The sequence below is a fragment of the Phytobacter sp. SCO41 genome, assembly GCF_003073275.1.
Lineage (GTDB): Bacteria > Pseudomonadota > Gammaproteobacteria > Enterobacterales > Enterobacteriaceae > Phytobacter > Phytobacter diazotrophicus.
Genome location: NZ_CP027225.1, coordinates 395,675 through 422,421, shown reverse-complemented (window position 1 = coordinate 422,421; position 26,747 = coordinate 395,675). Strand labels below are relative to the sequence as shown.

Here is a 26,747-nt window from a genome sequence, read left to right as displayed (position 1 = left end):
TGTCGCGCATCGTTATTTCTGGCTGGAGTTTCTTATGCATTTTGATATCGACTGGCAGAACGTGGATACCGTTCTGCTGGACATGGACGGTACGCTGCTCGATCTCGCCTTTGATAATTATTTCTGGCAAAAACTGGTGCCGGAGACGTTTGGCGCAAAGCAGGGCATTTCACCCGCAGAGGCTCAGGCCATTCTTCGTCAGGAATATCATGCCGTTCAGCATACGCTAAACTGGTATTGTCTGGATTACTGGAGCGAACGCTTAGGGCTGGATATCTGCGCCATGACAACACAGCAGGGGCCGCGCGCCGTACTGCGTGAAGATACAGTCCCTTTTCTTGATGCGCTGCAAAAAAGTGGTAAGCGGCGCATTCTGTTGACCAATGCGCATCCGCATAATCTCGCGGTGAAACTTGAGCACACCGGTCTGGCATCACACCTTGATTTATTACTTTCCACCCACACATTTGGTTATCCGAAAGAGGATCAGCGTTTGTGGCAAGCCGTGGCGCAAGAGACCGGCTTAAACGCCGAAAGAACGCTGTTCATTGATGACAGTGAACCCATTCTGGATGCCGCCGCAAAATTTGGCATTCGTTACTGCCTGGGCGTAACCAACCCGGATTCAGGTCTGGCGGAGAAAAGCTATTTACGTCATCCTGGCATGAACGATTATCGCCACCTGATTCCCTCGCTGAGCGTGAAGGAGGGGTAATGAAAGAACAGTCAGCACCTGATGTTCGCCTCGATAAATGGCTGTGGGCCGCGCGTTTCTATAAAACACGCGCCTTAGCCCGCGAGATGATCGAAGGCGGCAAAGTGCATTACAACGGTCAGCGCAGCAAGCCGAGTAAAATCGTCGAACTGAATGCCACGCTGACGCTCAGGCAGGGCAATGACGAACGTACGGTGATTATTAAAGCTATTACCGAACAACGCCGCCCCGCCGCAGAAGCCGTCGAAATGTATGAAGAGACTGCGGAAAGCGTAGCGAAGCGCGAAAAAATGGCGCTGGCACGGAAGATGAATGCGCTTACAATGCCGCACCCCGATCGCCGTCCGGATAAAAAAGAACGCCGCGACCTGATGAAATTTAAATACGGTGACAGCGAGTAACGCGCACCCGCAAGAGAGAAAACTATGGCTCAACATGACCAATTACACCGTTACCTGTTCGAGAACTATGCCGTACGCGGTGAACTGGTAACCGTCTCCGAAACCTGGAAGCAGATCCTGGAAAACCATAGCTATCCGCAGCCAGTGAAAAACATTCTCGGCGAGTTGCTGGTCGCGACCAGCCTGCTGACTGCCACCCTGAAATTTGCGGGCGATATTACCGTTCAGCTACAGGGCGATGGCCCAATGAGCCTGGCCGTCATCAACGGTAACAACCGTCAACAGATGCGTGGTGTCGCGCGCGTACAGGGCGACATTGCTGACGATGCCGATCTGAAAACGCTGGTTGGCAATGGCTATCTGGTCATTACCATTACGCCAGAAGAAGGTGAACGTTATCAGGGCGTCGTCGGTCTGGAAGGCGATACGCTGGCAGCGTGTCTGGAAGATTACTTCCTGCGTTCCGAACAACTGCCGACCCGCTTGTTCATCCGTACAGGCGATGTGGAGGGTGCACCGGCTGCAGGCGGTATGCTGCTGCAGGTTTTACCCGCTCAGGATACCCAGGCTGTGGATTTTGAACACCTGGCAACCCTGACTGAAACGATCAAAGCAGAAGAGCTGCTTACGCTTCCGGCGCAGGATGTTCTGTGGCGTTTGTACCACGAAGAAGAAGTCACCCTGTACGACCCGCAGGATGTGGAATTCAAATGCACCTGCTCTCGTGAGCGCTGTGCTGGCGCATTAAAAACCCTGCCAGATGAAGAAGTTGACAGCATTATTGCCGAAGAGGGCGAGATCGACATGCATTGCGATTACTGCGGTAATCACTATCTGTTTAACGCCATGGATATCGCTGAAATCCGTAACAACGCCTCGCCTGCCGATCCGCAGGTCCACTAAGACCTTCCTTAATCGTCAGCAAAAGCGCCACCTGAACGGTGGCGCTTTTGCATAGCACGTCACGTTTCCGTTAAAATGTTTTCTGAAAGTCTTACGTAATTTACTTTCATGAAAGCGATTACAGTCACAAAGCTGCCGTTAAAAATATCGCTTTACGTCGCTTTAGTGACATTTTCTCGATTATTCTGGCTATTATTGCCAGAAACTGTGTCGCCACGTGACCCATGTCACAGCGTTTTCCGCGTTCCAGGGCTTGTCGAGATACGTAAATCTATGAGCCCCGTCGCGGTCAGGGAATGAGCAATAACCCTACAATTTCAGGCAGTACATATTGGCTAAGGAGTAGTGACATGCGCGTTAACGTTTTAACCCCGCAAGATCTCAAGGCTTATGGTATCAACGATGTTCAGGATATCGTCTATAACCCCGACTACGATACGCTGTATCAGGAAGAGCTCCGTCCAGACCTGGAAGGATACGAGCGCGGAGTATTGACGAATTCTGGTGCTGTCGCCGTCGACACCGGTATTTTCACCGGCCGTTCGCCGAAAGATAAGTATATTGTCCGTGATGACACCACCCGAGACACCGTCTGGTGGTCTGATAAAGGCAAAGGCAAGAACGACAACAAACCGCTCTCGCCCGAAGTCTGGCAACACTTGAAAGGGCTGGTGACGCAACAACTCTCCGGTAAACGTCTGTTTATTATCGACGCCTTTTGTGGCGCCAACGCGGATACCCGTCTCTCCGTTCGTTTCATCACAGAAGTCGCCTGGCAGGCGCACTTTGTGAAGAACATGTTTATCCGTCCGACAAACGAAGAACTCGCTGAGTTTAAACCTGATTTTATTGTCATGAACGGGGCGAAATGCACAAACCCGTTATGGAAAGAACAGGGATTGAATTCAGAAAACTTCGTTGCGTTCAACCTGACCGAACGCATTCAGTTGATTGGTGGTACCTGGTACGGCGGCGAAATGAAAAAAGGGATGTTCTCGATGATGAACTACCTGCTGCCGCTGAAAGGCATCGCATCGATGCACTGCTCGGCAAACGTCGGCGAGAAAGGCGATGTCGCCGTTTTCTTTGGCCTGTCAGGCACCGGGAAAACCACCCTTTCTACCGATCCAAAACGCCGCCTGATTGGCGATGACGAGCATGGCTGGGACGACGACGGCGTCTTCAACTTCGAAGGGGGTTGCTACGCCAAAACCATCCGACTGTCAGAGGAAGCGGAACCGGATATTTTCCACGCCATCCGTCGGGATGCTCTGCTGGAAAACGTGAGCGTACGCGCTGACGGCAGCATCGATTATGACGATGCCTCGAAAACAGAAAATACCCGAGTGTCGTACCCGATCTACCACATCGACAACATCGTTAAGCCCGTTTCAAAAGCCGGGCATGCAACAAAAGTTATCTTCCTGACCGCAGACGCATTCGGCGTGCTGCCGCCTGTTTCCCGCCTTACCGCAAGCCAGACGCAGTATCACTTCTTGTCAGGCTTTACGGCTAAACTGGCGGGCACGGAACGTGGCGTAACGGAGCCTACGCCCACCTTCTCCGCCTGCTTTGGCGCAGCATTCCTGTCGCTGCACCCTACGCAGTACGCAGAGGTGCTGGTGAAACGTATGCAGGCCGTCGGTGCGCAGGCATACCTGGTGAACACTGGCTGGAACGGGACCGGCAAACGCATCTCCATTAAAGATACGCGCGCGATTATCGATGCGATTCTGAATGGTGAACTGGATAACGCCGAGACCTTCACCCTGCCGATGTTTAACCTGGCTATCCCCACAACATTGCCCGGCGTGGAGACAAAAATCCTCGACCCACGTAATACTTACGCATCGCCGGAACAGTGGCAGGAGAAAGCAACGCAACTGGCTAAACTGTTCGTCAGTAACTTTGAGAAGTATACGGATACCCCTGCGGGCGCCGCACTGGTGAGCGCCGGACCGAAGCTGTAACTTTCCAACGCAAGCCAAACAAAACCCGTCTTCAATTCACTGAAGGCGGGTTTCTGTTAGTTCTCTTTGCCCGGCGTGTTCAGGCGAGTAATGGGAATCGGCAGCCAAGCACGGATCGACAAGCCTCCCCGCTCACTGGTACCAAGCTCAAGCAAACCGTTGTGGTTATCGACAATACGCTGAACAATCGCCAGCCCAAGACCCGTACCGCTGGTGCTACGCGCACTGTCGCCACGGACAAACGGCTGGAACAGATGTTTGCGCTGCTCCGGCTTGATGCCAGGGCCGTCATCCTCCACCTGGAACCAGGCGCGATTAAGCTCCGTACCGCTACTGACCTTGATCCAGCCATTACCGTAACGGGCAGCGTTCACCACCATATTGGCAACGGCACGCTTAATCGAAAGCGGGTGCATACGAACCAGAATTTCGCTGTCATTAAGCGCCGTATCAATTTCACGCTCATAGCCACTCTCGGCCGCTACCACTTCGCCCAGGACCGCGTTTAATTCGGCAATTTCCATCGGCATCTCCTGCCCGGTTCGCAGGTAGTCGATAAACTGCTCGATGATGGCGTTGCACTCTTCGATATCTTTATTGATCGATTCCGCAAGGTAGCCATCTTCTTCGGCCATCATCTCTGTGGCCAGACGAATACGCGTCAACGGCGTACGCAAATCGTGGCTCACCCCGGCCATCAGCAGGGTACGGTCATCCGCCAGTTGCTTGACCCCTGACGCCATCTGGTTAAACGCGCGTGTCACAGAACGCACTTCGGAGGCACCGTATTCACGCAGCGGCGGCGGAATATGTCCTTTGCCCACTTTTAGCGCGGCATGTTCCAGGTCGACCAGCGGTCGGTTCTGTATTCGGATAAACAGCCATGCGCCCCCTATCGCCAAAAGCATAATAGCCAGCGTGTAGCGGAACAGCGGGGAGAAATCGCCCTGATGAATTTCCGTCAACGGCACGCGTACCCAAATATTGGGTGACAGCCACGTTTTCAACCAGACAACCGGCGAGCTCTTGTTAACCTCAACGCGCACTTCCGTTGGGCCACCCAATTGCTGCGCCATCTGCTGGCTTAAAAATTCATAGTGCTGTGCCCAACGCAGGCCTGCGTCTTCTGCGGCTTCATTGGAATAGAGTGAGATACCGAGTTCGCGATAAATTTCACGACGAAATGCCGGAGGAACCACCAGTTGTGTACCGTCCTCCAGTTGCAGTTTATCGGTCATCAACATACGAACTTCGTAGGCGAGAACCTTATTAAACTGCTGGAGGCTGGGCAAAATCGCGAAATTCAGCACCACGAGGTAGGTCGTCACAAGGCTGACGAACAGCAATGTGACGATCAACAACAGCGTGCGGGCAAAAGAACTGCGCGGTGAGAAGCGCATTCGCCTCATGCTTTAGAACCGTCCGGCACAAAGACGTAGCCCAGACCCCAAACGGTCTGAATGTAACGTGGGTGAGCCGGATCCTCTTCCACCATGCGACGCAGGCGGGAGATTTGCACGTCGATAGAACGCTCCATCGCGGAGTATTCACGTCCACGCGCCAGGTTCATCAGCTTATCGCGCGACAGCGGCTCACGCGGATGGCTCACCAGCGCTTTCAGCACGGCGAACTCACCGCTGGTCAGCGGCATCGGCTCATCTTCGCGGAACATCTCGCGGGTACCGAGGTTCAGCTTGAACTTACCAAATGCGATAACCGCTTCTTCCTGCGAAGGCGCACCAGGCAGTTCATTTGCCTGACGACGCAGTACCGCACGGATACGCGCCAGCAGTTCACGCGGGTTAAACGGTTTTGGAATGTAGTCATCAGCACCGATTTCGAGGCCAACGATACGGTCAACTTCTTCCCCTTTCGCCGTCACCATAATGATCGGCATCGGGTTACTCTGGCTACGCAGGCGGCGACAGATGGACAGGCCATCTTCACCCGGCAGCATTAAGTCGAGAACCATCAAGTGGAATGATTCGCGGGTCAACAGGCGGTCCATTTGCTCCGCGTTAGCGACGCTACGAACCTGGAAGCCCTGCTCGGTAAGATAACGCTCAAGCAGCGCGCGCAGGCGCATATCGTCATCCACTACCAGAATCTTATAATTCTCTTGCATTGTTTTTACTCCCAAAGGTTCCGACAATTATGAATACGTATTCTAAAAAAGTGCGCGTCGAGGACCAGCTAAATCTGGTATAAATTCTAGTCGAAATTGTTACAAAGCATATTTAACAGTAGCTTATATGCACATTGCATCACAGAAATGATGATTAATCCGCACCTTAAGGGGCGGTGATTTGTAAAGAAATCAGAGAAAAAAGAAGGCCACGAAATGAAAACGCCCCTGATCACCCGAGAAGGCTACGACAAGCTGAAACAGGAACTGGATTTTCTCTGGCGTCAGGAGCGCCCGGAAGTCACCAAAAAAGTCACCTGGGCGGCGAGCCTCGGCGATCGCAGTGAAAATGCCGACTACCAGTACAATAAAAAGCGCCTGCGTGAAATAGACCGCCGCGTTCGCTATCTGACAAAGTGCCTGGAAAACCTGAAAATTGTCGATTACTCACCGCAACAGGAAGGCAAAGTCTTCTTCGGCGCGTGGGTGGAAATCGAAAATGACGATGGCAACACATTACGTTTTCGCATTGTCGGTTACGACGAAATTTTTGGTCGCAAAGACTACATCTCTATCGACTCGCCAATGGCGCGCGCGCTGCTGAAAAAAGAGGTCGGCGATGTCGCAGTGGTGCAAACGCCCGCCGGGGAAGCCACCTGGTACGTTAATGAAATCGAGTATGTAAAGTAACGCACCAGGAACTATCCGGTAGCCCCCGGCGCGACTGGCATTTTTCTGTCTCAGTCCGTATAACTATCCCCTGATTTTGTTCAGAAGATGATATTGAAATGATGAATGATTCGCTCTGCCGCATTATTGCGGGTGAACTTCAGGCCAGATCCGAACAGGTAGAAGCTGCCGTTCGCCTGCTTGATGAAGGGAACACCGTGCCGTTTATCGCGCGTTATCGTAAAGAAGTCACCGGCGGTCTGGATGACACGCAGCTGCGTAATCTGGAAACCCGCCTGGGATATTTGCGCGAACTCGAAGAACGCCGCCAGGCCATCCTGAAGTCGATTGGCGAGCAGGGTAAGCTCACCGATGAATTGAGCAAAGCCATCAACGGTACGCTCAGTAAAACCGAACTCGAAGATTTGTATTTACCGTACAAACCCAAGCGCCGCACCCGTGGACAAATCGCCATTGAAGCAGGCCTTGAGCCGCTGGCGGATTTGCTGTGGAACGAGCCTTCACACGACCCGGAAAACGAAGCTGCAAAATACGTCGATGCCGACAAAGGCGTTGCCGACACCAAAGCAGCGCTGGATGGCGCACGCTACATCCTGATGGAGCGCTTTGCCGAAGATGCGCAGTTGCTGGCGAAAGTGCGTGATTACCTGTGGAAAAACGCCCATCTGGTCGCCACCGTAGTGAGCGGCAAAGAAGAGGAAGGCGCAAAATTCCGCGATTATTTCGATCACCATGAGCCGATTTCCACCGTGCCGTCACACCGCGCGCTGGCCATGTTCCGTGGCCGCAACGAAGGGGTATTGCAGCTCTCACTGAATGCCGATCCGCAGTTTGATGAGCCGCCAAAAGAGAGCCATTGCGAGCAAATTATTCAGGATCACCTTGGCCTGCGGCTGAATAATGCGCCGGCAGATAGCTGGCGCAAAGGCGTTGTCAGTTGGACATGGCGTATTAAGGTGCTGATGCACCTGGAAACCGAACTGATGGGTACCGTGCGTGAACGTGCGGAAGATGAAGCGATCAACGTCTTCGCCCGTAACCTGCATGACCTGCTGATGGCCGCACCCGCTGGCCTGCGCGCAACGATGGGTCTCGATCCGGGTCTGCGTACCGGTGTGAAAGTCGCCGTTGTCGACGGCACGGGTAAGCTGGTTGCCACTGACACCATTTACCCACACACCGGCCAGGCAGCAAAAGCCGCCGTGGTGGTCGCCGCGCTATGCGAAAAACACAACGTTGAACTGGTCGCTATCGGCAACGGAACGGCATCGCGTGAAACCGAACGTTTCTTCCTGGACGTGCAGAAACAATTCCCGAAAGTCACCGCACAGAAAGTGATCGTCAGCGAGGCCGGAGCGTCGGTCTATTCCGCCTCTGAGCTGGCGGCGCTGGAATTCCCCGATCTGGACGTTTCCCTGCGTGGCGCGGTGTCAATCGCCCGTCGTCTGCAGGACCCGCTGGCCGAACTGGTGAAAATCGATCCGAAATCTATCGGGGTTGGTCAGTATCAGCATGACGTCAGCCAGACCCAGCTTGCCCGTAAACTGGACGCGGTCGTCGAAGATTGCGTAAACGCCGTCGGCGTGGACCTGAACACCGCGTCTGTTCCTCTGCTGACTCGCGTAGCCGGTTTAACCCGCATGATGGCGCAGAATATCGTCGCCTGGCGCGATGAGAATGGTCAGTTCCAGAATCGCCAGCAACTATTAAAAGTCAGCCGACTGGGGCCAAAAGCCTTTGAGCAGTGCGCGGGCTTCCTGCGTATCAACCATGGTGATAACCCGCTGGATGCCTCTACCGTGCACCCGGAAGCGTACCCGGTTGTGGAACGTATTCTGGCGGCGACAGAGCAGTCTCTGCGCGATCTGATGGGCAACAGTAGCGGCCTTAAATCACTGAAAGCGTCCGACTTTACCGACGAGCGCTTCGGGGTACCGACCGTTACTGACATCATCAAAGAGCTGGAAAAACCAGGCCGTGACCCGCGCCCGGAGTTCAAAACCGCCCAGTTTGCTGACGGTGTTGAAACGATGAATGACCTGCTGCCTGGCATGGTGCTTGAAGGTGCGGTGACCAACGTTACCAACTTCGGTGCGTTTGTGGATATCGGTGTGCATCAGGATGGCCTGGTACATATCTCTTCGCTTGCCGATAAATTTGTTGAAGATCCGCATACCGTCGTGAAAGCGGGGGATATCGTCAAAGTAAAAGTGCTGGAAGTGGACCTGCAACGCAAACGTATTGCGCTGACCATGCGCCTTGATGAGCAGCCGGGAGACAGCAATTCACGGCGTGGTAATGGTGGCGCTCGCGAGGCAGGCAACCGCCCTGCCGCCCGTCCGGCGAAACCACGCGGGCGCGAGTCGCAGCCTGCTGGCAACAGCGCCATGATGGATGCGCTGGCGGCAGCCATGGGCAAAAAACGTTAAACCCTTCGCCCTCTCCTTCGGGAGAGGGTACTCCCTCTTCCAGATGTTCAAATCTAAACAAACAGGTGTACTGCGTTATTTCTTACTTGCCAGTAACTCTTTGAATAATCTCTGGATTAATTTTCAAAATTATTAACTAATTTTATATTAGTTATATTTTAGTTAATAAACCCGCCTCATAACTCTTTATTATTTAAACTTTATTCTTATTATTAATTTAACCTTAAGTCCGGGTAATAAATTAAATATCCCTTCACTGTTTCTTATTTGTTATTGCAAACGGGAAAGGCAAAACAACATAAATTTTGAGCCATATCAACAATGGCTCGGATTGTGGTTCCGCTTTGCGCAATATCGCGGTTTAATAGTGATGATAAAAACTATTCTCATTATCATTGTATGAGTGGAGTGACACTCATTGCTGTGCTGGCTAACTAACTGGTTTCATGCGCTTTACTGGCGCATGGTGGGAATGTTGTTTGCGATACAGATAAGTAGGTCCTATGCAATTCTCTCCTGACAGTGCGTGGAAAATAACGGGGTTCTCTCGCGAAATTAGCCCTGCGTGGCGCCAGAAACTCCTCTCATTAGGCATGTTGCCCGGTTCATCATTTAATGTCGTGCGCGTAGCCCCCCTTGGTGATCCTATTCACATTGAAACCCGACGCGTTAATCTGGTCTTGCGTAAGAAAGATCTCGCGTTTCTGGAACTGGAAGCCGTTTCCCGCTAATGGCCCGGCCATGAAAGAGAGAGAAGAACAATGAAAAAATTGACCGTGGGATTAATTGGTAATCCTAATTCCGGCAAGACCACATTATTCAATCAGTTAACTGGTGCGCGCCAGCGCGTGGGGAACTGGGCGGGTGTCACGGTTGAGCGCAAAGAGGGGCAATTCTCTACGACCGACCATCAGGTTACGCTGGTCGATTTGCCCGGTACCTACTCCCTGACCACTATCTCGTCACAGACCTCACTGGATGAGCAAATTGCCTGTCACTACATTCTGAGCGGCGATGCGCACATCCTGATTAACGTCGTGGATGCCTCAAACCTCGAGCGCAACCTCTATCTCACGTTGCAGTTGCTGGAACTTGGCATTCCCTGCGTGGTGGCGCTGAATATGCTGGATATTGCCGAGAAGCAAAAAGTCCGCATTGATATCGACGCCCTCTCCGCTCGCCTCGGCTGCCCGGTTGTTCCGCTGGTGTCCACCCGAGGTCGCGGTATCGACGCGTTAAAAATCGCGCTTGATCGCCATCAGAAAAATAAACAAATCGAGCTTGTTCACTATGCCCAGCCGCTGTCGCGTGAAGCCGATGAGCTGGCGCAAGGCATGGCCGCGGACATGCCCATCCAACAACGTCGCTGGCTGGGCCTGCAAATGCTGGAAGGCGATATCTACAGCCGCGCTTACGCTGGTGATGCCGCCCACAAGCTGGATATTTCACTGGCACGCCTTCAGGACGAAATCGACGATCCCGCACTGCACATTGCCGATGCCCGTTATCAAACCATTGCCGCCATTTGCGAGGCGGTCAGTAACACCCTGACGGCGGAATCCAGCCAGTTTACGGCAGCCGTTGACCGAATCATTCTGAACCGCTTCCTTGGCTTACCGATTTTCCTGTTTGTGATGTACCTGATGTTCCTGCTCGCCATTAACATCGGTGGTGCGTTACAGCCGATTTTTGATGCGGGTTCAGTGGCGATTTTCGTCCACGGTATCCAGTGGCTGGGCTATACGCTGCATTTCCCGGAATGGCTGACCGTTTTCCTGGCTCAGGGGCTGGGCGGTGGTATCAACACGGTGCTACCGCTCGTACCGCAAATCGGCATGATGTACCTGTTTCTCTCATTCCTTGAAGACTCCGGCTATATGGCACGTGCGGCCTTCGTCATGGACCGTTTGATGCAGGCGCTGGGGCTGCCGGGTAAATCCTTCGTGCCGCTGATTGTCGGCTTTGGCTGCAATGTTCCCTCGGTGATGGGGGCCAGGACCCTGGATGCGCCGCGTGAACGTCTGATGACCATGATGATGGCACCGTTTATGTCCTGCGGCGCGCGTCTGGCCATTTTCGCTGTCTTCGCATCGGCCTTCTTCGGCCAGCAGGGGGCGTTACTGGTCTTTTCGCTATACGTGCTGGGCATTGTGATGGCAATCCTTACCGGCCTGATGCTTAAACACACCATCATGCGTGGCGAAGCGTCACCATTCATTATGGAACTACCGGTCTACCACGTGCCGCACCTGAAAAGTCTGGTCTTGCAGACCTGGCAGCGTCTGAAAGGCTTTGTGCTGCGGGCCGGTAAAGTCATTGTGATCGTGAGCATTTTCCTCAGTGCTCTCAATAGTTTCTCCTTGAGCGGTAAAACGGTCGATAACATTAACGATTCTGCGCTGGCGTCAGTAAGCCGCGTCTTTACCCCCATACTGGAACCGATTGGCGTGCACGGTGACCACTGGCAGGCGACCGTTGGCCTGGTGACGGGGGCAATGGCGAAAGAAGTGGTGGTCGGGACGCTCAACTCACTCTATACCGCCGAACACATTCAGAAAGCGGAATTCAATCCCGCAGAATACAATCTCGGCAATGAACTGATCGCCGCACTCGACGAGACCTGGAGCAGCCTGAAAAACACCTTCAGTCTGAGCGTACTGGCCAACCCTATTGAAGCCAGCAAGGGCGACGGTGAGATGGCAGAAGGCACTATGGGCGTGATGAGTGAGAAATTCGGCAGCGCCGCTGCGGCCTACAGCTACCTGATTTTCGTTCTGCTCTATACGCCGTGCATATCCGTAATGGGCGCCATTGCCCGTGAATCGAGCCGTGGCTGGATGGGGTTCTCCGTGCTGTGGGGGCTGAATATCGCCTATTCACTTGCCACGCTGTTCTATCAGGCCGTGAGTTTTGAGGAGCACCCGGTTTACAGCCTCACCTGTATTCTCGCGGTGATCTTGTTCAATGTCATCGTGATTGGCGGTCTGCGTCGCGCCAGAAGTCGCGTGGATGTGAATCTCCTGGCCAGCCGCAAAACCGTCGCCAGTTGTTGTGAAAGCCCGGCGGGCGACTGCCACTAAGGACACGAAACATGGCATCGTTAATTGAGGTTCGCGATATGCTTGCTTTACAGGGCCGGATGGAAATCAACCAGCTCTGTAACGCGCTGCATCTCTCCCGACCAATGGCCGATGCCATGCTGACGCGCATGGAAGCCATGGGCAAAGCAGTACGGATTCAGGAAGAGGCGGACGGCTGTCTGAGCGGCGAGTGCAAACAATGCCCGGAAGGAAAATCGGCCTGCCAGCGTGAATGGTGGTCACTGACAGGATGCTGATAGCGGGTCAGGCGACCCGCTCATAACATTACTTATAGACATCCGCCGTGGCATGGATGTCTTTTTCATTCTTCTCGCCGCTGGTCACAACGAAATATTTGCCGCCCAGTTCATCCGCTTTTTTCGACAGCTCTTTTTTCGCGTCCATGGGTGCCGAGGTATCAGACGTGGTAATCGTCCCCACTTTTGTCAGATTCATACCCGCGACCTTATCTTTTTCGAGTTCCTGCGCCGCCATAACGCCAAACGACAGGGAGCCAATCACCAGAGATGCAACAATACCTGTAACAAGTTTCATGGACTTGATTCTCCTCGGTTTTTTAGATTGTGATGCTGTGGTAAAGAAAGATAAGCCAACCGCAGCAACGCTCTGAGTATTGTCGTGAAACGGCATTTTTTCCAGGTGGCACAATAATTACACCGTGAAACTATTAAATTCTGTCAATGCTCTGCAGAAATCGTCCGGGTGAGAAATAAAAGGCGCATGGGCAGCTTTAGGAAATATCAGCGACTGGCTTTGTGGCCAGCGCGCATCCAGCGTGGCAACAATTTTGCGCGGCACCAGCCCATCTAATCGCCCGTAAAGCCGCAAGAAGGGAATCTCCAGCCCTGACAGCGCGTCGCGCAGATCTTCTGTTTTGAGGATCTCCAGCCCACCGTTCAGCACCTCTGTTGAGGGCATCGGTAACGACAATACCGCCTGCTTGAGCTGACGTGCATCCTGACGGGCTGTCTCCGTACCCATCGTCTGCAGAGCGAGAAAGCGCTCGACCGTACGTTGAAAATCCTCGCTGAGCTGTCGCTGGAAACCGGCCAGCACATCCGGTTTGATGCCAGGCCATTCATCCTGCGCGCCAAAACAAGGGGATGATGCAACCGTCACCAGGCCGCTGACGCGCTCAGGAGCAAGAAGCGCAACCTTGCTTGCGACAAGCCCGCCGAGGCTCCAGCCCAGCCAGACGGCGCGCTGCGGCGCCTGCGCCAACACACACTCCGCCATCTCCTGCAATGTCATTGCCGAAAATCCGCTACTGCGCCCATAACCCGGCAGGTCCACCAGATGCAGTGTAAATTGCGAGCGTAGTTGCGGCACAATGCAATCCCAAACCTGCGCGTTCAGCCCCCATCCGTGCAGCAGCACAAGATGGCAATTTCCTTCGCCTTTGGTTTCCCACCAGATGTTGTTCATCAGTTATCGTTCTCTTTCTTAAAACAGGGAGGGTGAACATGCTAACAGCGCCGGGCTTGTGCTGGCTATGTCGAATGCCGCTGGCGGTAGCGCACTGGGGCTTGTGTTCCTGCTGTACTCGGGCGGTGGTAGCTCCCCTGTCCGTTTGTCCAGCCTGTGGTTTGCCTGCCAGGAGTCGGATACTGCCTTGCGGCAGATGCCTGCAAAAACCGCCGCCGTGGCAACATCTGGTGGCGGTCAGCGACTACGCATTGCCATTGAGTATGCTGGTGCATCAGTTCAAATTCGTGCGACGACCCGAAATGGCAAATGCGCTGGCCCGGCTGCTGGTACTGGCAGTCATCAACGCACGCAGAACAACACAGTGGCAGAAACCCGATATGCTTATCAGCGTACCGCTTTATCGGCATCGCCAGTGGCGCAGAGGATATAACCAAAGTGATCTGCTCTGTCGTGCGCTTGCCCACTGGTTATGCTGTCGCTATGAACCGGGCGCCATTGTCCGCATTCGGGCAACGTCCATTCAGCATCATCTCAGCGCCCGGCTACGCAAACGCAACCTGAAAAATGCCTTTCGCCTTGAATTGCCCGTCCAGGGACTCCATATGGTTATCGTGGATGATGTCGTTACGACCGGCAGCACCGTCGCGGAAATAAGTCGGTTGCTCCTGCGCAACGGCGCGGCGTCTGTTCAGGTATGGTGCCTTTGTCGAACCTTGTAGACCCTCGATGATGGGCGTATTATAACCAAGTAAAATAGTCAACTATTAGGCCATTGCTATGATCCGTATCTCTGATGCTGCGCAAGCGCATTTTGCTAAACTGCTGGCAAATCAGGAAGAAGGGACACAAATCCGTGTATTTGTGATTAACCCAGGCACGCCAAACGCTGAATGCGGCGTCTCTTATTGTCCGCCAGATGCAGTGGAAGCAACTGACACCGCCCTGAAATTTGAACAACTGACCGCCTATGTCGATGAGTTAAGTGCACCGTACCTGGAAGATGCGGAAATTGATTTTGTCACCGATCAGTTGGGTTCCCAGCTCACCCTGAAAGCACCAAACGCGAAGATGCGTAAGGTGTCCGAAGACGCACCGCTGATGGAACGTGTTGAGTATCTGCTGCAATCGCAGATCAACCCGCAACTGGCAGGCCACGGCGGCCGCGTCACGCTGATGGAAATTACGGATGAAGGCTATGCCATCCTCCAGTTTGGCGGTGGTTGTAATGGCTGTTCAATGGTGGATGTAACGCTGAAAGAAGGGATCGAAAAGCAGTTGCTTAACGAATTCCCGGAACTGAAAGGTGTACGCGATCTTACCGAACACCAGCGCGGCGAGCACTCCTACTACTAAGCCGACTTTTATCTGATGCTCTCCCGATGCGGGAGAGCATGTTACCTGTATCTTTCCCCGCTATCTCGCGCCTCTTTTTTGCACTCATTTCCAGCCTGGAATATGACAGGCATCTCACTTCGTAAATTTTGACCCGCCGGGTGATTCTCTTTTCATAAATGTTACCCGTATCATCTGTGCCAGTACCAAAAATATAAAAACATCCAGCTATCCTTTTAAAAAGTGGATGTAAGGCATATCGGTACTCCAGCGCTTCGTTTTTACAGGGCTAAAACCTGCAATAACCGCTGAAAAACTGACGTTACCCATAACAAATTAAGGCCAGGTAAATCATGCCATTAGTCATCGTTGCTATCGGTGTAGTCTTGTTGTTGTTATTAATGATCCGCTTCAAATTGAACGGATTTATCGCTCTGATCCTGGTGGCACTCGCCGTCGGTATGATGCAGGGCATGCCTCTGGACGCAGTTATCAAATCTATCAAAGCCGGTGTGGGCGGAACGCTGGGCAGCCTTGCGCTGATCATGGGCTTCGGCGCCATGTTGGGTAAACTGCTGGCGGACTGCGGCGGCGCACAACGCATCGCCACAACGCTGATTGCAAAATTTGGCGAAAAACATATTCAGTGGGCCGTCGTACTGACCGGCTTTACCGTGGGTTTTGCGCTGTTCTATGAAGTGGGCTTCGTCCTGTTGCTGCCGCTGGTTTTCACTATCGCTGCCGCAGCCCGTATCCCGCTGCTGTATGTGGGTGTCCCGATGGCGGCCGCGCTTTCCGTTACTCACGGTTTCCTGCCTCCACACCCTGGCCCGACCGCAATCGCTACCATTTTCCATGCGGACATGGGTAAAACGCTGCTCTACGGTACACTGCTCGGTATCCCGACAGTGATTCTGGCCGGCCCGGTCTATGCACGCTTCCTGAAAGGCATCGACAAGCCGATTCCTGAAGGGCTGTACAACAAGAAAACCTTTACCGAAGAAGAAATGCCGGGCTTTGGCGTCAGCGTCTGGACCTCTCTGGTACCGGTGGTACTGATGGCGCTGCGTGCGGTTGCAGAGATGCTGCTGCCGAAAGGCCATGCGATTCTGCCTTACGCTGAGTTCTTCGGCGATCCGGTGATGGCGACCCTCATTGCGGTACTGATTGCCGTTTTCACCTTCGGCCTGAACCGTGGTCGTTCCATGGACGACATCAACGAAACGCTGACCAGCTCAATCAAAATCATTGCCATGATGCTGTTGATCATCGGCGGTGGCGGCGCATTCAAACAGGTTCTGGTTGATAGCGGCGTGGATAAATACATCGCTTCGCTGATGCATGAAACCAACATCTCGCCAATCTTTATGGCGTGGTCAATTGCCGCCGTACTGCGTATCGCGCTGGGTTCTGCAACCGTTGCAGCCATTACCGCAGGCGGGATTGTTGCGCCGCTGATTGCCACCACTGGCGTGAGCCCTGAACTGATGGTTATCGCGGTTGGTTCCGGTAGCGTAATTTTCTCTCACGTGAACGATCCAGGCTTCTGGCTGTTCAAGGAGTACTTCAACCTGACCATCGGGGAAACCATGAAGTCCTGGTCCGCACTGGAGACCATTATCTCTGTCTGCGGTCTGGTTGGCTGTCTGCTGCTGGGAATGGTGGTGTAAGTTCTACCGTCCAACTGGTTGTTAAAAAGAGAACCCGCCGAGTGGCGGGTTCTTTGTATTTACTTATTTACTTCTTCCCTGCCGCTTTCCGGCGTTTATCCAGGTCTTTAATCAGCTTGTTGACATTCTCATCGGCAAACATTTTTTCCAGTGACACGGCGAGCTTACGCCGCCAGTTTTTGTACTGGTAGCTGGTGCCCGGAATGTTCACCGGTCCGGCCATATCCAGCCAGTCTTCCGGCTGCAGCCCCAGCAACGCACTATTGCTGTCAGCGATATAGCGTTGCATACCACGATTAAGTACCGCACTCATTGGCATACGTGAGGCTTTATGCCCTACCCGTTTTGGCAAACAACCATGGGCGTGGAGCGCATCCAGCAGCCCCTGTTTTGCCAGTTCGCGATCGAGATACAACCCACGCAGCACCACTTCATCCGGGTACAGACCCAGCGTTTTACCGAGCGTCAGGTCACCACTTTCCCAGTATCCCCGCAGCGTCGGCAAATCATGAGTGGTCGCCACCGCCATTGACTGTGCCGGGTAAGCTTTAGGAGCACGGTAGCGCTTCTCGTGGTCATTTTCAAAATAGAGGACTTTGTAGGAGTAAACGCCGCTGTCGCGCAGCTTGCTGACGATCTCCACCGGCACCGTCCCCAAATCTTCGCCAATGACCATGCACTGATGACGCTGACTTTCCAGTGCAAGGATCGACAACAGGTCGTCCACCGGGTACTGCACATACGCCCCGTGATCTGCCGTTTCGCCATACGGGATCCACCACAGGCGCAGCATCGACATCACATGATCGATACGCAGCGCGCCACAGCTTTTCATATTGGCGCGCAGCAGCTCAATAAAGGGTTCGTAAGCGCGCGCGGCAATAATGTGCGGGTCCATCGGCGGCAATCCCCAGTTTTGCCCCAGCGGGCCGAGAATATCCGGCGGTGCCCCCACAGAGGCTTTCAGGCAGTACAACTCACGATCGCACCAGGTTTCCGAACCGCCTTCGGCAACGCCCACGGCGAGATCCCGGTACAACCCAATAGGCATATTGTGGCCCTGGCTCTCCTGCCAGCACTCGGCAAATTGCGTATACGCCAGCCACTGCAACCACAGGTAAAAGTTCACTTCATCGGCATGGCTTTCGCAAAAGGCTTTAACCGCCGGGCTGTCGGTTGACTGAAAATCTTCCGGCCAGGCAGGCCAGCCCCAACGTAGCGGATCTTCTTTCACCTGGTTGGCATGTAGCGCATCAAATGCCGCCTGCCAGTACAGACTTTCCCCCTCTTCCTTCACGAAGGCGTGAAACGCAGCGCGCAAATCGTCATCATCTTTACGCTGTGAAAACTGCACCCAGGCCAGGCGTAATGCCGCCAGTTTGAGGGCGGTCACACCTGCGTAATCGACAAACTCCGCGTCGCGAGCGGCATCCAGCGCCTTGCGCGTCGTAGGGAGTTTCCACCACGCCTGCGCCTCTTTGCTCAACTGAAAATCTTCTACCGCATTAACATCGATATAAATGATATTCAGCCAGCGGCGAGATGAAGGGCTGTAGGGGCTGGCGCTTTCCGGGTTGGCCGGATAGAGGGCGTGAATAGGGTTCAGGCCGATGAACGCGCCACCGCGCTGCCCCACCTCGCCCAGCATGACTTTCAGATCGCCAAAATCGCCGATCCCCCAGTTACGCTCAGAACGCAAGGTATAAAGCTGTACACACGCCCCCCAGAGTTTTTTCCCTTCCAGCAGCGCCTGCGGTTCATAGCAGCGCTTTGGGGTAACAATTAAGCGACAATGCCAGCTCTGCTCACTTTGCCGCAGCGTCAGGGTGTGATACCCCTGCGGTAACTTCGTTGGCAGGGTGAGGTTTTTCCCTGCGTCGACCAGGCCTTTATGCTGCTGACCGTCTTCGGTGGTGATTATCCAATTGAAAGTACCGTTTCCCTCAATCGGCAATGACTTCTTCTTTCCCTGGGTATGCACCAGCACATTCGGGACCGGCGTTACCGCGACAGGTGTCGCGGTAACAGCGTGCATAGCGTCAAGCAAACGTCGTTTGGTTTCCGCACCAATAGACTGTGGTTTGCCATGCGCATTGATGTAATCCGGGCTAATTCCCGCCGCCAGTGCGGCATTATCAAGACGTTTGCTCACTATGGCGTTTCCTTAGCGTTTTGCCTGCCAGATACGGGTTTGGTAATCACGGATCGAACGATCCGAACTGAACATGCCGCAACGTGCGGTATTCAATATTGTAGCCCTCGTCCAGGCTTCTTCATCGCGATAGAGCGTATCAACCCGTTTTTGCGCTTCAACGTAGGCGGCGAAATCCGCCAGAACCAGATAGGGATCGCCGCCCTGCTTACCGATGCTGTGCAGCATCTGGTCGAACGCATGCTTGTCGCCCTCGCTGTATTTGCCGCTCTCAAGTTCTTTGAGCACCGCATCCAACAGCTTGTCTTTCTTACGCCATTTCACCGGATCGTAGCCTTTGGCTTTCAACGCCTTCACCTCTTCCACGGTATGACCGAAGATGAAGATGTTTTCATCGCCAACCTGCTCGGCAATCTCCACGTTGGCACCGTCAAGGGTACCGACGGTGAGCGCACCGTTCAGCGCCAGCTTCATATTGCCGGTACCCGAGGCTTCTTTACCTGCGGTAGAAATTTGTTCAGACACATCTGCCGCCGGGATAAGACGTTCCGCCGCCGAAACGCAATAATCCGGCAGGAAAACCACTTTCAGCTTATCGCCCACCGTCTTATCGTTATTGATTACAGCAGCCACTTTATTGATGGCGTAAATGATATTTTTCGCAAGGTAGTAGCCCGGCGCGGCTTTCGCACCGAAGAGGAATACGCGTGGTACGCGGTCTGCCTGCGGATTTTCACGAATCTCTTTATACAGCGCCACAATATGCAGCAGGTTCAGATGCTGGCGTTTATATTCATGCAGACGTTTGATTTGAATATCAAACAGCGCATGCGGATTGATCTCAATGCCGGTACGCGCTTTGACAAACGCCGCAAGCTGCACCTTATTTTCCTGTTTGATAGCGCGATATTGCGCGCGGAATTTCGCGTCGTCGGCAAATTTTTCCAGATTCAGAAGCTGGTCGAGATCGTTCGCCCACTCATTTTTCAGCGACTTATCCAGTAATGCCGCCAGCGCCGGGTTGCACTGTTTAATCCAGCGACGCGGCGTAATACCATTAGTGACATTGTGGAATTTCGTCGGCCACAGTTGGTGATATTCCGGGAACAGATCTTTGACGACTAAATCTGAGTGCAGTGCCGCAACGCCGTTCACCGCAAAGCCGCCGACGACACACATATTGGCCATCCGCACCTGTTTGTTGTGCACCACCGCCAGTTTCGCCCACACGTCCTCATCGCCAGGCCAGGTTTGCTCAACCAGTACCTTAAAGCGATCGTTAATCTGTTTGATGATTTGCATATGGCGAGGCAGCAGCGCTTTTACCAGTTTTTCATCCCAGCACTCCAGCGCTTCCGGCATCAGCGTATGGTTGGTGTAGGCGAAGGTTTTGCTGGTAATAGCCCAGGCATCATCCCAGCTCAATTGATGTTCATCAATCAGCACGCGCAACATTTCCGGGATCGCAATGGTCGGATGCGTATCGTTAAGCTGGATAACTTCAAAGTCCGGCAACTGGGCAATTTTGCGCCCGGCCAGGTGATGACGACGCAAAATGTCCGCCACGGAGCAGGCACACTGGAAATATTGCTGCATCAGACGCAGCTTCTTGCCCGCCTGGTGGTTGTCATTCGGGTAGAGCACCTTGGTCAGTTTTTCTGCATCGATACCCTGCTGCTCGGCACGCAGGAAATCACCGTCGTTGAATTTGGTCAGATCGAACGGGTGCGCATGGGTCGCCTGCCACAATCGCAGCGGCTGCGCTACGCCGTTACGATAACCCAGTACCGGTAAATCCCAGGCTTCGCCGACAATCGTAAATTCCGGCGTCCAGTGACCGTCTTTACTCACTTTACCGCCAATGCCCACCTGCACGTTCAATTGCGCATTATGGCTAAACCAGGGGTAGCTGCGACGCTGCCAGTCATCCGGCGCCTCTTTCTGCTGACCATCGTCAAAAGACTGACGGAACAAGCCATACTGATAGTTCAGGCCATAGCCGGTGGCAGACTGGCCTACCGTTGCCATCGAGTCCAGGAAGCACGCCGCCAGACGCCCTAACCCACCGTTACCCAGCGCAGGGTCGGTCTCTTCTTCCAGCAGATCGCTCAGATTGATACCGCTTTCCTGCAGAATATCGCTCACCTCTTGATACCAACCAAGGTTGAGCAAGTTGTTACCTGTCAGGCGGCCAATCAGAAATTCCATTGAAATGTAGTTTACATGACGCTGGTTTTTCGCCGGTTTAGCCAGCGGTTGTGCCACCAGCAATTCTGCCAGCGCGCCGCTAACGGCCTGCCACCACTGGCGAGATGTCATCTCCTGGGCTGTGTGCAAACCAAAATGTTGCCACTGACGCGTCAGGGCCGCCTCAAATTGCGCTTTGTTAAACGTGGGCTTTGACATAGAGAATTCGGATCCTGTAATTGAAAAAACAACGTTAGCGCTAGTGTGCCAGGCTCATGAAACGACTTCCTCATCCTGCCAGGGATTCAACGGGGAGGAGCAGCAGGGATGAGCGAAAAGTGTGATCTCTGCCACCTAAAGTTAGCTGTTTTTTTAAGCATTCTTCAAGCATTTACTGTTTCAAGCGGGAGGAAAAAACACGGCGATGCGTCGTTCACTTACCGTGGGGATAACGGGGGGAGAATGTCAAAGAATTGAAATATTGTTTCAGGGAAATTATCACTCGCGGCATCAACATAATTTGAGTAAATAATATTTTCTTAAATGATAATTTCGCCTTTTGCTATTTGTGCGATTACCTCGCCGTTTTGGGAAATATTTCACCAAAGCCCCCAAAAGATGCAAAACTATTTCGCCTTATTTTGACGCGTTTTGCTGCAAATCGGGCTGCATACCCTTTCGCCACGGGTGCTGTCTCTTTTTTCGCAACTCAAATAGAAATGTGACATAGTGCAAATTCACAATCGTCAGATCCGGACATAACTTGCAATAATTCGGAATTTATCCGACCTTATTTATATTAATTACGAAGCGCAAAAAAAATCGTTTTTCCCCTTTGTCCTCACAGTGAAGTGATAACTATGTTGATTCCGTCTAAATTAAGTCGCCCGGTACGCCTCGACCATACTGTCGTTCGTGAGCGTCTGTTGGCTAAACTTTCCGGCGCGAACAATTTTCGGCTTGCGCTGATCACTAGCCCTGCTGGGTACGGAAAAACAACGCTCATTTCCCAATGGGCTTCCGGTAAAAATGACGTGGGCTGGTTTTCGCTGGATGAAGGCGACAACCAGCAGGAACGTTTTGCCAGCTATTTCATTGCTGCTATTCAACAGGCCACGGGTGGGCATTGCGTCACCAGTGAGGCAATGGCGCAAAAACGCCAGTACGCCAGCCTCTCCTCCCTCTTTGCTCAGTTGTTTATTGAGCTGGCAGAGTGGCAACGCGCGCTCTATCTGGTGATAGATGACTACCACCTCATCACCAACCCGGTGATTCATGAAGCCATGCGTTTCTTCTTGCGCCATCAGCCGGAAAACCTGACGCTGATTGTGCTGTCGCGCAATTTACCGCAGTTAGGCATTGCCAATCTGCGCGTACGTGAACAACTGCTGGAGATCGGCAGCCACCAACTGGCCTTTAATCATCAGGAAGCGAAGCAATTTTTTGATTGCCGCCTGACTTCCCCCATCGAAGCGGCAGAGAGCAGCCGTCTGTGTGATGACGTTGCCGGCTGGGCCACCGCGCTCCAACTCATTGCCCTTTCCGTACGCCAGAATCACAGTGCCGCGCAGCAATCCGCTCGTCGTCTGGCGGGGATCAACGCCAGCCATCTGTCCGATTATCTGGTGGATGAGGTGCTGGATAATGTCGATGCCAGCACGCGTCTGTTCTTACTGAAAAGCTCGCTATTGCGCTCGATGAACGATGCGCTGATTGTCCGTGTCACCGGCGAAGAAAATGGTCAGATGCGGCTGGAAGAAATTGAGCGCCAGGGGTTATTCCTGCAGCGCATGGATGACTCCGGCGAATGGTTCAGCTACCACCCGCTGTTCGGCAATTTCCTGCGCCAGCGCTGCCAGTGGGAACTGGCGACTGAACTACCGGAAATTCATCGCGCGGCGGCGGAAAGCTGGATGGCACAGGGATTCCCCAGCGAAGCCATCCACCACGCGCTGGCGGCGGGCGACGGCATTATGTTACGTGACATTCTGCTGCATCACGCCTGGGGCTTATTCAACCATAGCGAACTCAGCCTGCTGGAAGCCTCGCTGAAAGCGCTACCGTGGGAGAGCCTCCTGGAGAACCCGCGCCTGGTGCTGCTACAGGCCTGGCTGATGCAAAGCCAGCATCGCTACAGCGAAGTGAATACCTTGCTGGCCCGTGCCGAACAGGAGATGACCACCCAAATGGACGCCTCCCTGCACGGTGATTTCAACGCATTGCGCGCGCAGGTCGCGATCAATGATGGCGACGCCGCCGAAGCGGAACGCCTGGCGATGGTGGCGCTCGATGAACTGCCGCTTGCCAATTACTACAGCCGTATTGTCGCCACGTCGGTACACGGTGAAGTGCTGCACTGCAAAGGGCAACTGACCAACTCGCTGGCGTTGATGCAGCAAACCGAGCAGATGGCGCGCCGCCATGACGTGTGGCATTACGCCTTGTGGAGCCTGATTCAGCAGAGCGAAATTCTGTTTGCACAAGGGTTCTTGCAGGCTGCCTGGGAGACTCAGGAAAAAGGCTTTGTTCTGGTGCGCGAACAGCATCTTGAGCAGTTGCCGATGCACGAGTTCTTACTGCGCATTCGTTCGCAATTACTCTGGGCCTGGGCGCGTCTTGACGAATCTGAAGCCGCCGCTCGCCAGGGGATGGAGGTTCTCGCCTCCTTCCAGCCGCAGCAACAGTTACAGTGTCTGGCGCTGGTGATTCAAAATTCGCTGGCTCGCGGTGACCTGGATAATGCTCGCGCGCATTTACACCGTCTGGAGAACTTGCTGGGTAACGGCCAGTATCACAGCGACTGGGTGTCGAACGCCGATAAAGTCCGGGTGATTTACTGGAACATGACGGGCGATCGTAAATCAGCAGAGCAGTGGCTTCGCCAGACGCCTAAACCCGAATTCGCCAATAACCACTTCCTGCAAGGGCAGTGGCGCAATATCGCCAGAGCGCAAATTCTGCTTGGCGATTTCGACCCGGCTGAAATGGTGCTTGAAGAGCTCAACGAGAATGCCCGCAGCTTGCGCCTGATGAGTGATTTGAACCGCAACCTGCTGTTACTGAATCAGTTGTACTGGCAGTCCGGGCGTAAAAACGACGCACAGCGCGTGCTGCTTGAGGCACTGCAACTGGCCAACCGCACCGGGTTTATCAGCCACTTTGTTATTGAGGGCGAGGCCATGGCGCAGCAACTGCGTCAGCTTATTCAACTCAATACACTGCCGGAACTGGACCAGCACCGCGCGCAGCGTATTCTGCGTGACATCAACCAGCATCACCGGCATAAGTTCGCCCATTTTGACGAGAGCTTCGTTGAACGCTTGCTGAACCATCCGGAAGTGCCGGAGTTGATCCGCACCAGTCCGCTAACCCAGCGAGAGTGGCAGGTATTAGGGCTTATCTACTCAGGCTACAGCAATGAGCAGATCGCCGGTGAACTCGCCGTGGCGGCGACCACCATTAAAACGCATATCCGTAATTTGTATCAGAAGCTGGGGGTTGCCCACCGTCAGGATGCCGTATTGCATGCCCAGCGGCTGCTGAAAATGATGGGGTACGGTGTCTGAGTATCAGGTCGGGCTGCGCAACGCCGCCCGACGCGACTGCTTAGCATAACTCTAACTGGACGTTATTACTGGTGATCACCTGCATGACGCCAGCGGGTGGCATGATGTCGGTGTAAACGGCATTGACCATACTGATACTGCCCATGTTGACCATCGCGTTGCGTCCAAACTTCGAGTGATCCACCACCAACATCGCATGGCGCGAGTTTTCAATGATCGCCCGTTTGGTGCGCACTTCATGATAGTCAAACTCCAGCAGCGAACCATCAGCGTCAATGCCGCTGATGCCAAGAATGCCGAAGTCCAGACGGAACTGAGAAATAAAGTCCAGCGTGGCTTCGCCAACAATCCCACCGTCACGGCTACGCAACTCACCGCCAGCGAGGATGACGCGAAAATCTTCTTTTTTCAGCAGCGTGTTCGCCACGTTGAGGTTGTTCGTCACCACGCGTAAATCGCTGTGATCGAGCAGCGCGTGCGCCACGGCTTCCGGGGTGGTGCCAATATCAATAAACAACGTTGCGCCGTTTGGGATCTGACTGGCCACTTTACGGGCAATGCGTTCTTTCTCTGCCGTTTGCGTCGCCTTACGATCGTGCCAGGAGGTATTGACGGAGCTGGAAGGTAGCGCGGCCCCCCCATGGTGGCGCAGGATTTTGTTTTGATCGGCCAGATCGTTCAGATCGCGGCGAATAGTCTGCGGACTTACCGAGAATTGCTCTACCAGTTCTTCCGTGCTGACATATCCCTGCTGTTTAACCAGTTCAATGATCGCGTCATGACGTTGTGTTTGTTTCATGAAATGTCTCTGGATAATTATGTTCGTTTTCGCGCATTCAATGTATCTACCAGCGCCATCGCAAGGCCAATCAACAGCCCGCCGGTGTGTGCGCCGATAGCCGTATCCACTGCTGAGATGCCAAACCAGTCAGCAATCAGTAACACGACCGTAAAAATAGCCAGTCCACGAGGTAGCCAGACCGGGCGTTGCGGGTCCAGCTCACCACGTAGCCACACATAACCAATCAATGCATAGACCACACCTGACAAACCGCCAAACCACGGGCCAGCCAGTTTGTACTGTAAAAAGCCGCTCAGTAACGCGCTGATAAGGGTGATTACCACCAGCTTGCCGCTTCCCAGGCGTTTTTCCACCGCTCCGCCAAGATACCACCACCAGAACAGGTTAAAGATGATATGAACCAGCGAAAAGTGCATTAGCGCATGGCTAAAATAACGCCAGGCTTCAAATTGCACCGAAGCATCGTAGGGCCAGGCAAGCCAGACCATCACATCCTGATCGCTATACAGATTCATCAGAATAAAGACCAGGACGCAGGCCGCGAAGACAGAGAGAGTCATTGGCCCACCCCGTTCCCTCAGCGCCGCGCGCAGGGTAAAACCACGGTACTGCAGACCACTACCCGTCTCGCCGGATTGCCAGCTTGCGGCGAGATAACGCGGATCGGTGGGGTTTTCCAGAAAACGCGCCAGTTCAGCTTTCACGCGCTCTGCCTGGCTTTCGTCCGCCAGCCAGATATCGCATTGTGAGTGGCGTTGAATGGTAAGAATGACGCCCTGGGTTTGCATGTAATCAACAAACGCCTGGGCGATACGCGGATTGGTAAATGATGTAATCATCAACATGGCAGGCGGTCGCTTTGTCCCTGGAAAAGAGCACAGTATAGCGGCAGAGTCTTCACTCTCTAAAGGGATCCCTGCTCGACTTCCGCTGGAAAGTGACGGTGCCAGGCATCAAAGCCGCCATCAACACTGAATACCGCATCATAGCCTTGCTGGAGCAGGTATTGCGCCGCGCCTTTACTGCTATTGCCGTGATAGCACATCACCATCACCGGGGTATCGAAGTCGGTTTCGCGCATAAACGCACCGAGGGTGTCGTTTGTTAAATGAAAAGCGCCCGGCGTGTGGCCAATCGCATAGCTTTGTGGGTCACGAATATCAACCATTACCGCCTGCTTAAGCTGCAGTTTCTGGTGGGCCTCTTCAACATTAATACAGACAAATTGATCCATTCTGATCTCTTTTCTTTTTCGTATGGCAGGTGGTACGCCTGC

Annotated in this window: 22 protein-coding genes; 13 read left to right on the top strand and 9 right to left on the bottom strand. The window is 53.6% G+C overall.

All coding sequences use genetic code 11. The annotated features are described in order from the left end of the window. Nucleotides 1-34: 34 nt before the first annotated feature. The 4 genes from yrfG (at nt 35) to pckA (ending at nt 3,989) form a co-directional block, all read left to right on the top strand. Nucleotides 35-715 carry a GMP/IMP nucleotidase gene (gene yrfG, locus C5523_RS01925; protein ID WP_041851384.1) on the top strand — a complete coding sequence of 227 codons (681 nt, stop codon included), beginning with the start codon at nt 35-37 and terminating at the stop codon, nt 713-715. Then, entirely contained in the window at nt 715-1,116 is a 402-nt protein-coding gene (gene hslR / locus C5523_RS01920; protein ID WP_041851383.1) for a ribosome-associated heat shock protein Hsp15, read from the top strand. The genes yrfG and hslR overlap by 1 nt, the downstream gene beginning before the upstream one ends. Before the next feature lie 24 nt (nt 1,117-1,140). Then, nucleotides 1,141-2,019, top strand: a complete 879-nt coding sequence (gene hslO / locus C5523_RS01915; RefSeq protein ID WP_041851382.1) for an Hsp33 family molecular chaperone HslO — start codon at nt 1,141-1,143, stop codon at nt 2,017-2,019. A 350-nt stretch (nt 2,020-2,369) separates the two neighbouring features. After that, a complete protein-coding gene (gene pckA / locus C5523_RS01910; protein ID WP_041851381.1) occupies nt 2,370-3,989 on the top strand; it encodes a phosphoenolpyruvate carboxykinase (ATP) in 1,620 nt (539 codons plus the stop codon). A 56-nt stretch (nt 3,990-4,045) separates the two neighbouring features. Here the strand turns inward: pckA and envZ are convergent, their stop codons facing one another. Both envZ and ompR read right to left on the bottom strand, forming a co-directional pair. Next, the gene (gene envZ / locus C5523_RS01905) at nt 4,046-5,398 is read right to left on the bottom strand and encodes a two-component system sensor histidine kinase EnvZ (RefSeq protein ID WP_041851380.1); all 1,353 of its coding nucleotides are present in this window, start codon (nt 5,396-5,398) and stop codon (nt 4,046-4,048) included. Further along, nucleotides 5,395-6,114, bottom strand: coding sequence for a two-component system response regulator OmpR (ompR, locus tag C5523_RS01900; RefSeq protein ID WP_001157751.1), 720 nt, complete (start codon nt 6,112-6,114; stop codon nt 5,395-5,397). The genes envZ and ompR overlap by 4 nt, the downstream gene beginning before the upstream one ends. A gap of 216 nt (nt 6,115-6,330) precedes the next feature. Here ompR and greB point away from each other — a divergent pair, with 216 nt between their 5' ends. The 5 genes from greB to feoC all read left to right on the top strand — a co-directional run bounded on the left by greB (nt 6,331) and on the right by feoC (nt 12,570). Then, a complete protein-coding gene (gene greB, locus C5523_RS01895; RefSeq protein ID WP_041851379.1) occupies nt 6,331-6,804 on the top strand; it encodes a transcription elongation factor GreB in 474 nt (157 codons plus the stop codon). A 98-nt stretch (nt 6,805-6,902) separates the two neighbouring features. Further along, nucleotides 6,903-9,233 (top strand): Tex family protein, encoded by a 2,331-nt coding sequence (locus tag C5523_RS01890; protein ID WP_108700523.1) that lies wholly within the window; start codon nt 6,903-6,905, stop codon nt 9,231-9,233. A gap of 503 nt (nt 9,234-9,736) precedes the next feature. Further along, nucleotides 9,737-9,964, top strand: coding sequence for a ferrous iron transporter A (feoA, locus tag C5523_RS01885; RefSeq protein ID WP_041851377.1), 228 nt, complete (start codon nt 9,737-9,739; stop codon nt 9,962-9,964). 30 nt (nt 9,965-9,994) lie between these two features. Then, nucleotides 9,995-12,313: a Fe(2+) transporter permease subunit FeoB gene (gene feoB, locus C5523_RS01880; protein WP_108700522.1), complete on the top strand. Its 2,319-nt coding sequence runs from the start codon at nt 9,995-9,997 to the stop codon at nt 12,311-12,313. A gap of 11 nt (nt 12,314-12,324) precedes the next feature. Further along, nucleotides 12,325-12,570 (top strand): [Fe-S]-dependent transcriptional repressor FeoC, encoded by a 246-nt coding sequence (gene feoC, locus C5523_RS01875; RefSeq protein ID WP_041851375.1) that lies wholly within the window; start codon nt 12,325-12,327, stop codon nt 12,568-12,570. A gap of 28 nt (nt 12,571-12,598) precedes the next feature. On the opposite strand, the gene C5523_RS01870 is transcribed toward feoC, so the two are convergent. Further along, on the bottom strand, nt 12,599-12,868 hold the full coding sequence (locus tag C5523_RS01870) for a YdgH/BhsA/McbA-like domain containing protein (protein WP_041851374.1): 270 nt from the start codon (nt 12,866-12,868) through the stop codon (nt 12,599-12,601). Between the two features lie 117 nt (nt 12,869-12,985). After that, on the bottom strand, nt 12,986-13,759 hold the full coding sequence (gene bioH / locus C5523_RS01865; RefSeq protein WP_108700521.1) for a pimeloyl-ACP methyl ester esterase BioH: 774 nt from the start codon (nt 13,757-13,759) through the stop codon (nt 12,986-12,988). 38 nt (nt 13,760-13,797) lie between these two features. Here bioH and gntX point away from each other — a divergent pair, with 38 nt between their 5' ends. The 3 genes from gntX (at nt 13,798) to gntT (ending at nt 16,764) form a co-directional block, all read left to right on the top strand. Continuing rightward, nucleotides 13,798-14,481, top strand: coding sequence for a DNA utilization protein GntX (gntX, locus tag C5523_RS01860; RefSeq protein ID WP_108700520.1), 684 nt, complete (start codon nt 13,798-13,800; stop codon nt 14,479-14,481). A 58-nt stretch (nt 14,482-14,539) separates the two neighbouring features. Then, entirely contained in the window at nt 14,540-15,115 is a 576-nt protein-coding gene (gene nfuA, locus C5523_RS01855) for a Fe-S biogenesis protein NfuA (protein WP_041851371.1), read from the top strand. Nucleotides 15,116-15,447: 332 nt separating this feature from the next. Next, nucleotides 15,448-16,764 carry a gluconate transporter gene (gntT, locus tag C5523_RS01850; RefSeq protein WP_041851370.1) on the top strand — a complete coding sequence of 439 codons (1,317 nt, stop codon included), beginning with the start codon at nt 15,448-15,450 and terminating at the stop codon, nt 16,762-16,764. A gap of 67 nt (nt 16,765-16,831) precedes the next feature. Here gntT and malQ read toward each other — a convergent pair whose 3' ends face one another. Continuing rightward, nucleotides 16,832-18,919, bottom strand: coding sequence for a 4-alpha-glucanotransferase (gene malQ, locus C5523_RS01845; RefSeq protein WP_071194951.1), 2,088 nt, complete (start codon nt 18,917-18,919; stop codon nt 16,832-16,834). A gap of 9 nt (nt 18,920-18,928) precedes the next feature. Next, the gene (malP, locus tag C5523_RS01840; RefSeq protein ID WP_108700519.1) at nt 18,929-21,322 is read right to left on the bottom strand and encodes a maltodextrin phosphorylase; all 2,394 of its coding nucleotides are present in this window, start codon (nt 21,320-21,322) and stop codon (nt 18,929-18,931) included. A 641-nt stretch (nt 21,323-21,963) separates the two neighbouring features. On the opposite strand from malP, the gene malT reads away from it, so the two are divergent. Further along, nucleotides 21,964-24,669 carry an HTH-type transcriptional regulator MalT gene (gene malT / locus C5523_RS01835; RefSeq protein WP_041851367.1) on the top strand — a complete coding sequence of 902 codons (2,706 nt, stop codon included), beginning with the start codon at nt 21,964-21,966 and terminating at the stop codon, nt 24,667-24,669. Between the two features lie 40 nt (nt 24,670-24,709). On the opposite strand, the gene C5523_RS01830 is transcribed toward malT, so the two are convergent. The 3 genes from C5523_RS01830 to glpE are packed head-to-tail and all read right to left on the bottom strand — an operon-like array spanning nt 24,710 to nt 26,705. Further along, on the bottom strand, nt 24,710-25,468 hold the full coding sequence (locus tag C5523_RS01830) for a DeoR/GlpR family transcriptional regulator (RefSeq protein ID WP_041851366.1): 759 nt from the start codon (nt 25,466-25,468) through the stop codon (nt 24,710-24,712). A 17-nt stretch (nt 25,469-25,485) separates the two neighbouring features. Then, complete coding sequence (glpG, locus tag C5523_RS01825; protein ID WP_108700518.1) at nt 25,486-26,316, bottom strand: rhomboid family intramembrane serine protease GlpG; 831 nt, start codon at nt 26,314-26,316, stop codon at nt 25,486-25,488. Nucleotides 26,317-26,375: 59 nt separating this feature from the next. After that, nucleotides 26,376-26,705 carry a thiosulfate sulfurtransferase GlpE gene (gene glpE / locus C5523_RS01820; protein ID WP_041851364.1) on the bottom strand — a complete coding sequence of 110 codons (330 nt, stop codon included), beginning with the start codon at nt 26,703-26,705 and terminating at the stop codon, nt 26,376-26,378. Between the last annotated feature and the right edge of the window lie 42 nt (nt 26,706-26,747).

Bases quoted from the DNA above. Each gene is read 5' to 3' on its own strand.
- yrfG (WP_041851384.1), top strand. From the start codon at position 35: ATGCATTTTGATATCGACTGGCAGAACGTGGATACCGTTCTGCTGGAC.
- hslR (WP_041851383.1), top strand. From the start codon at position 715: ATGAAAGAACAGTCAGCACCTGATGTTCGCCTCGATAAATGGCTGTGG.
- hslO (WP_041851382.1), top strand. From the start codon at position 1,141: ATGGCTCAACATGACCAATTACACCGTTACCTGTTCGAGAACTATGCC.
- pckA (WP_041851381.1), top strand. From the start codon at position 2,370: ATGCGCGTTAACGTTTTAACCCCGCAAGATCTCAAGGCTTATGGTATC.
- envZ (WP_041851380.1), bottom strand. From the start codon at position 5,398: ATGAGGCGAATGCGCTTCTCACCGCGCAGTTCTTTTGCCCGCACGCTG.
- ompR (WP_001157751.1), bottom strand. From the start codon at position 6,114: ATGCAAGAGAATTATAAGATTCTGGTAGTGGATGACGATATGCGCCTG.
- greB (WP_041851379.1), top strand. From the start codon at position 6,331: ATGAAAACGCCCCTGATCACCCGAGAAGGCTACGACAAGCTGAAACAG.
- C5523_RS01890 (WP_108700523.1), top strand. From the start codon at position 6,903: ATGATGAATGATTCGCTCTGCCGCATTATTGCGGGTGAACTTCAGGCC.
- feoA (WP_041851377.1), top strand. From the start codon at position 9,737: ATGCAATTCTCTCCTGACAGTGCGTGGAAAATAACGGGGTTCTCTCGC.
- feoB (WP_108700522.1), top strand. From the start codon at position 9,995: ATGAAAAAATTGACCGTGGGATTAATTGGTAATCCTAATTCCGGCAAG.
- feoC (WP_041851375.1), top strand. From the start codon at position 12,325: ATGGCATCGTTAATTGAGGTTCGCGATATGCTTGCTTTACAGGGCCGG.
- C5523_RS01870 (WP_041851374.1), bottom strand. From the start codon at position 12,868: ATGAAACTTGTTACAGGTATTGTTGCATCTCTGGTGATTGGCTCCCTG.
- bioH (WP_108700521.1), bottom strand. From the start codon at position 13,759: ATGAACAACATCTGGTGGGAAACCAAAGGCGAAGGAAATTGCCATCTT.
- gntX (WP_108700520.1), top strand. From the start codon at position 13,798: ATGCTAACAGCGCCGGGCTTGTGCTGGCTATGTCGAATGCCGCTGGCG.
- nfuA (WP_041851371.1), top strand. From the start codon at position 14,540: ATGATCCGTATCTCTGATGCTGCGCAAGCGCATTTTGCTAAACTGCTG.
- gntT (WP_041851370.1), top strand. From the start codon at position 15,448: ATGCCATTAGTCATCGTTGCTATCGGTGTAGTCTTGTTGTTGTTATTA.
- malP (WP_108700519.1), bottom strand. From the start codon at position 21,322: ATGTCAAAGCCCACGTTTAACAAAGCGCAATTTGAGGCGGCCCTGACG.
- malT (WP_041851367.1), top strand. From the start codon at position 21,964: ATGTTGATTCCGTCTAAATTAAGTCGCCCGGTACGCCTCGACCATACT.
- C5523_RS01830 (WP_041851366.1), bottom strand. From the start codon at position 25,468: ATGAAACAAACACAACGTCATGACGCGATCATTGAACTGGTTAAACAG.
- glpG (WP_108700518.1), bottom strand. From the start codon at position 26,316: ATGTTGATGATTACATCATTTACCAATCCGCGTATCGCCCAGGCGTTT.
- glpE (WP_041851364.1), bottom strand. From the start codon at position 26,705: ATGGATCAATTTGTCTGTATTAATGTTGAAGAGGCCCACCAGAAACTG.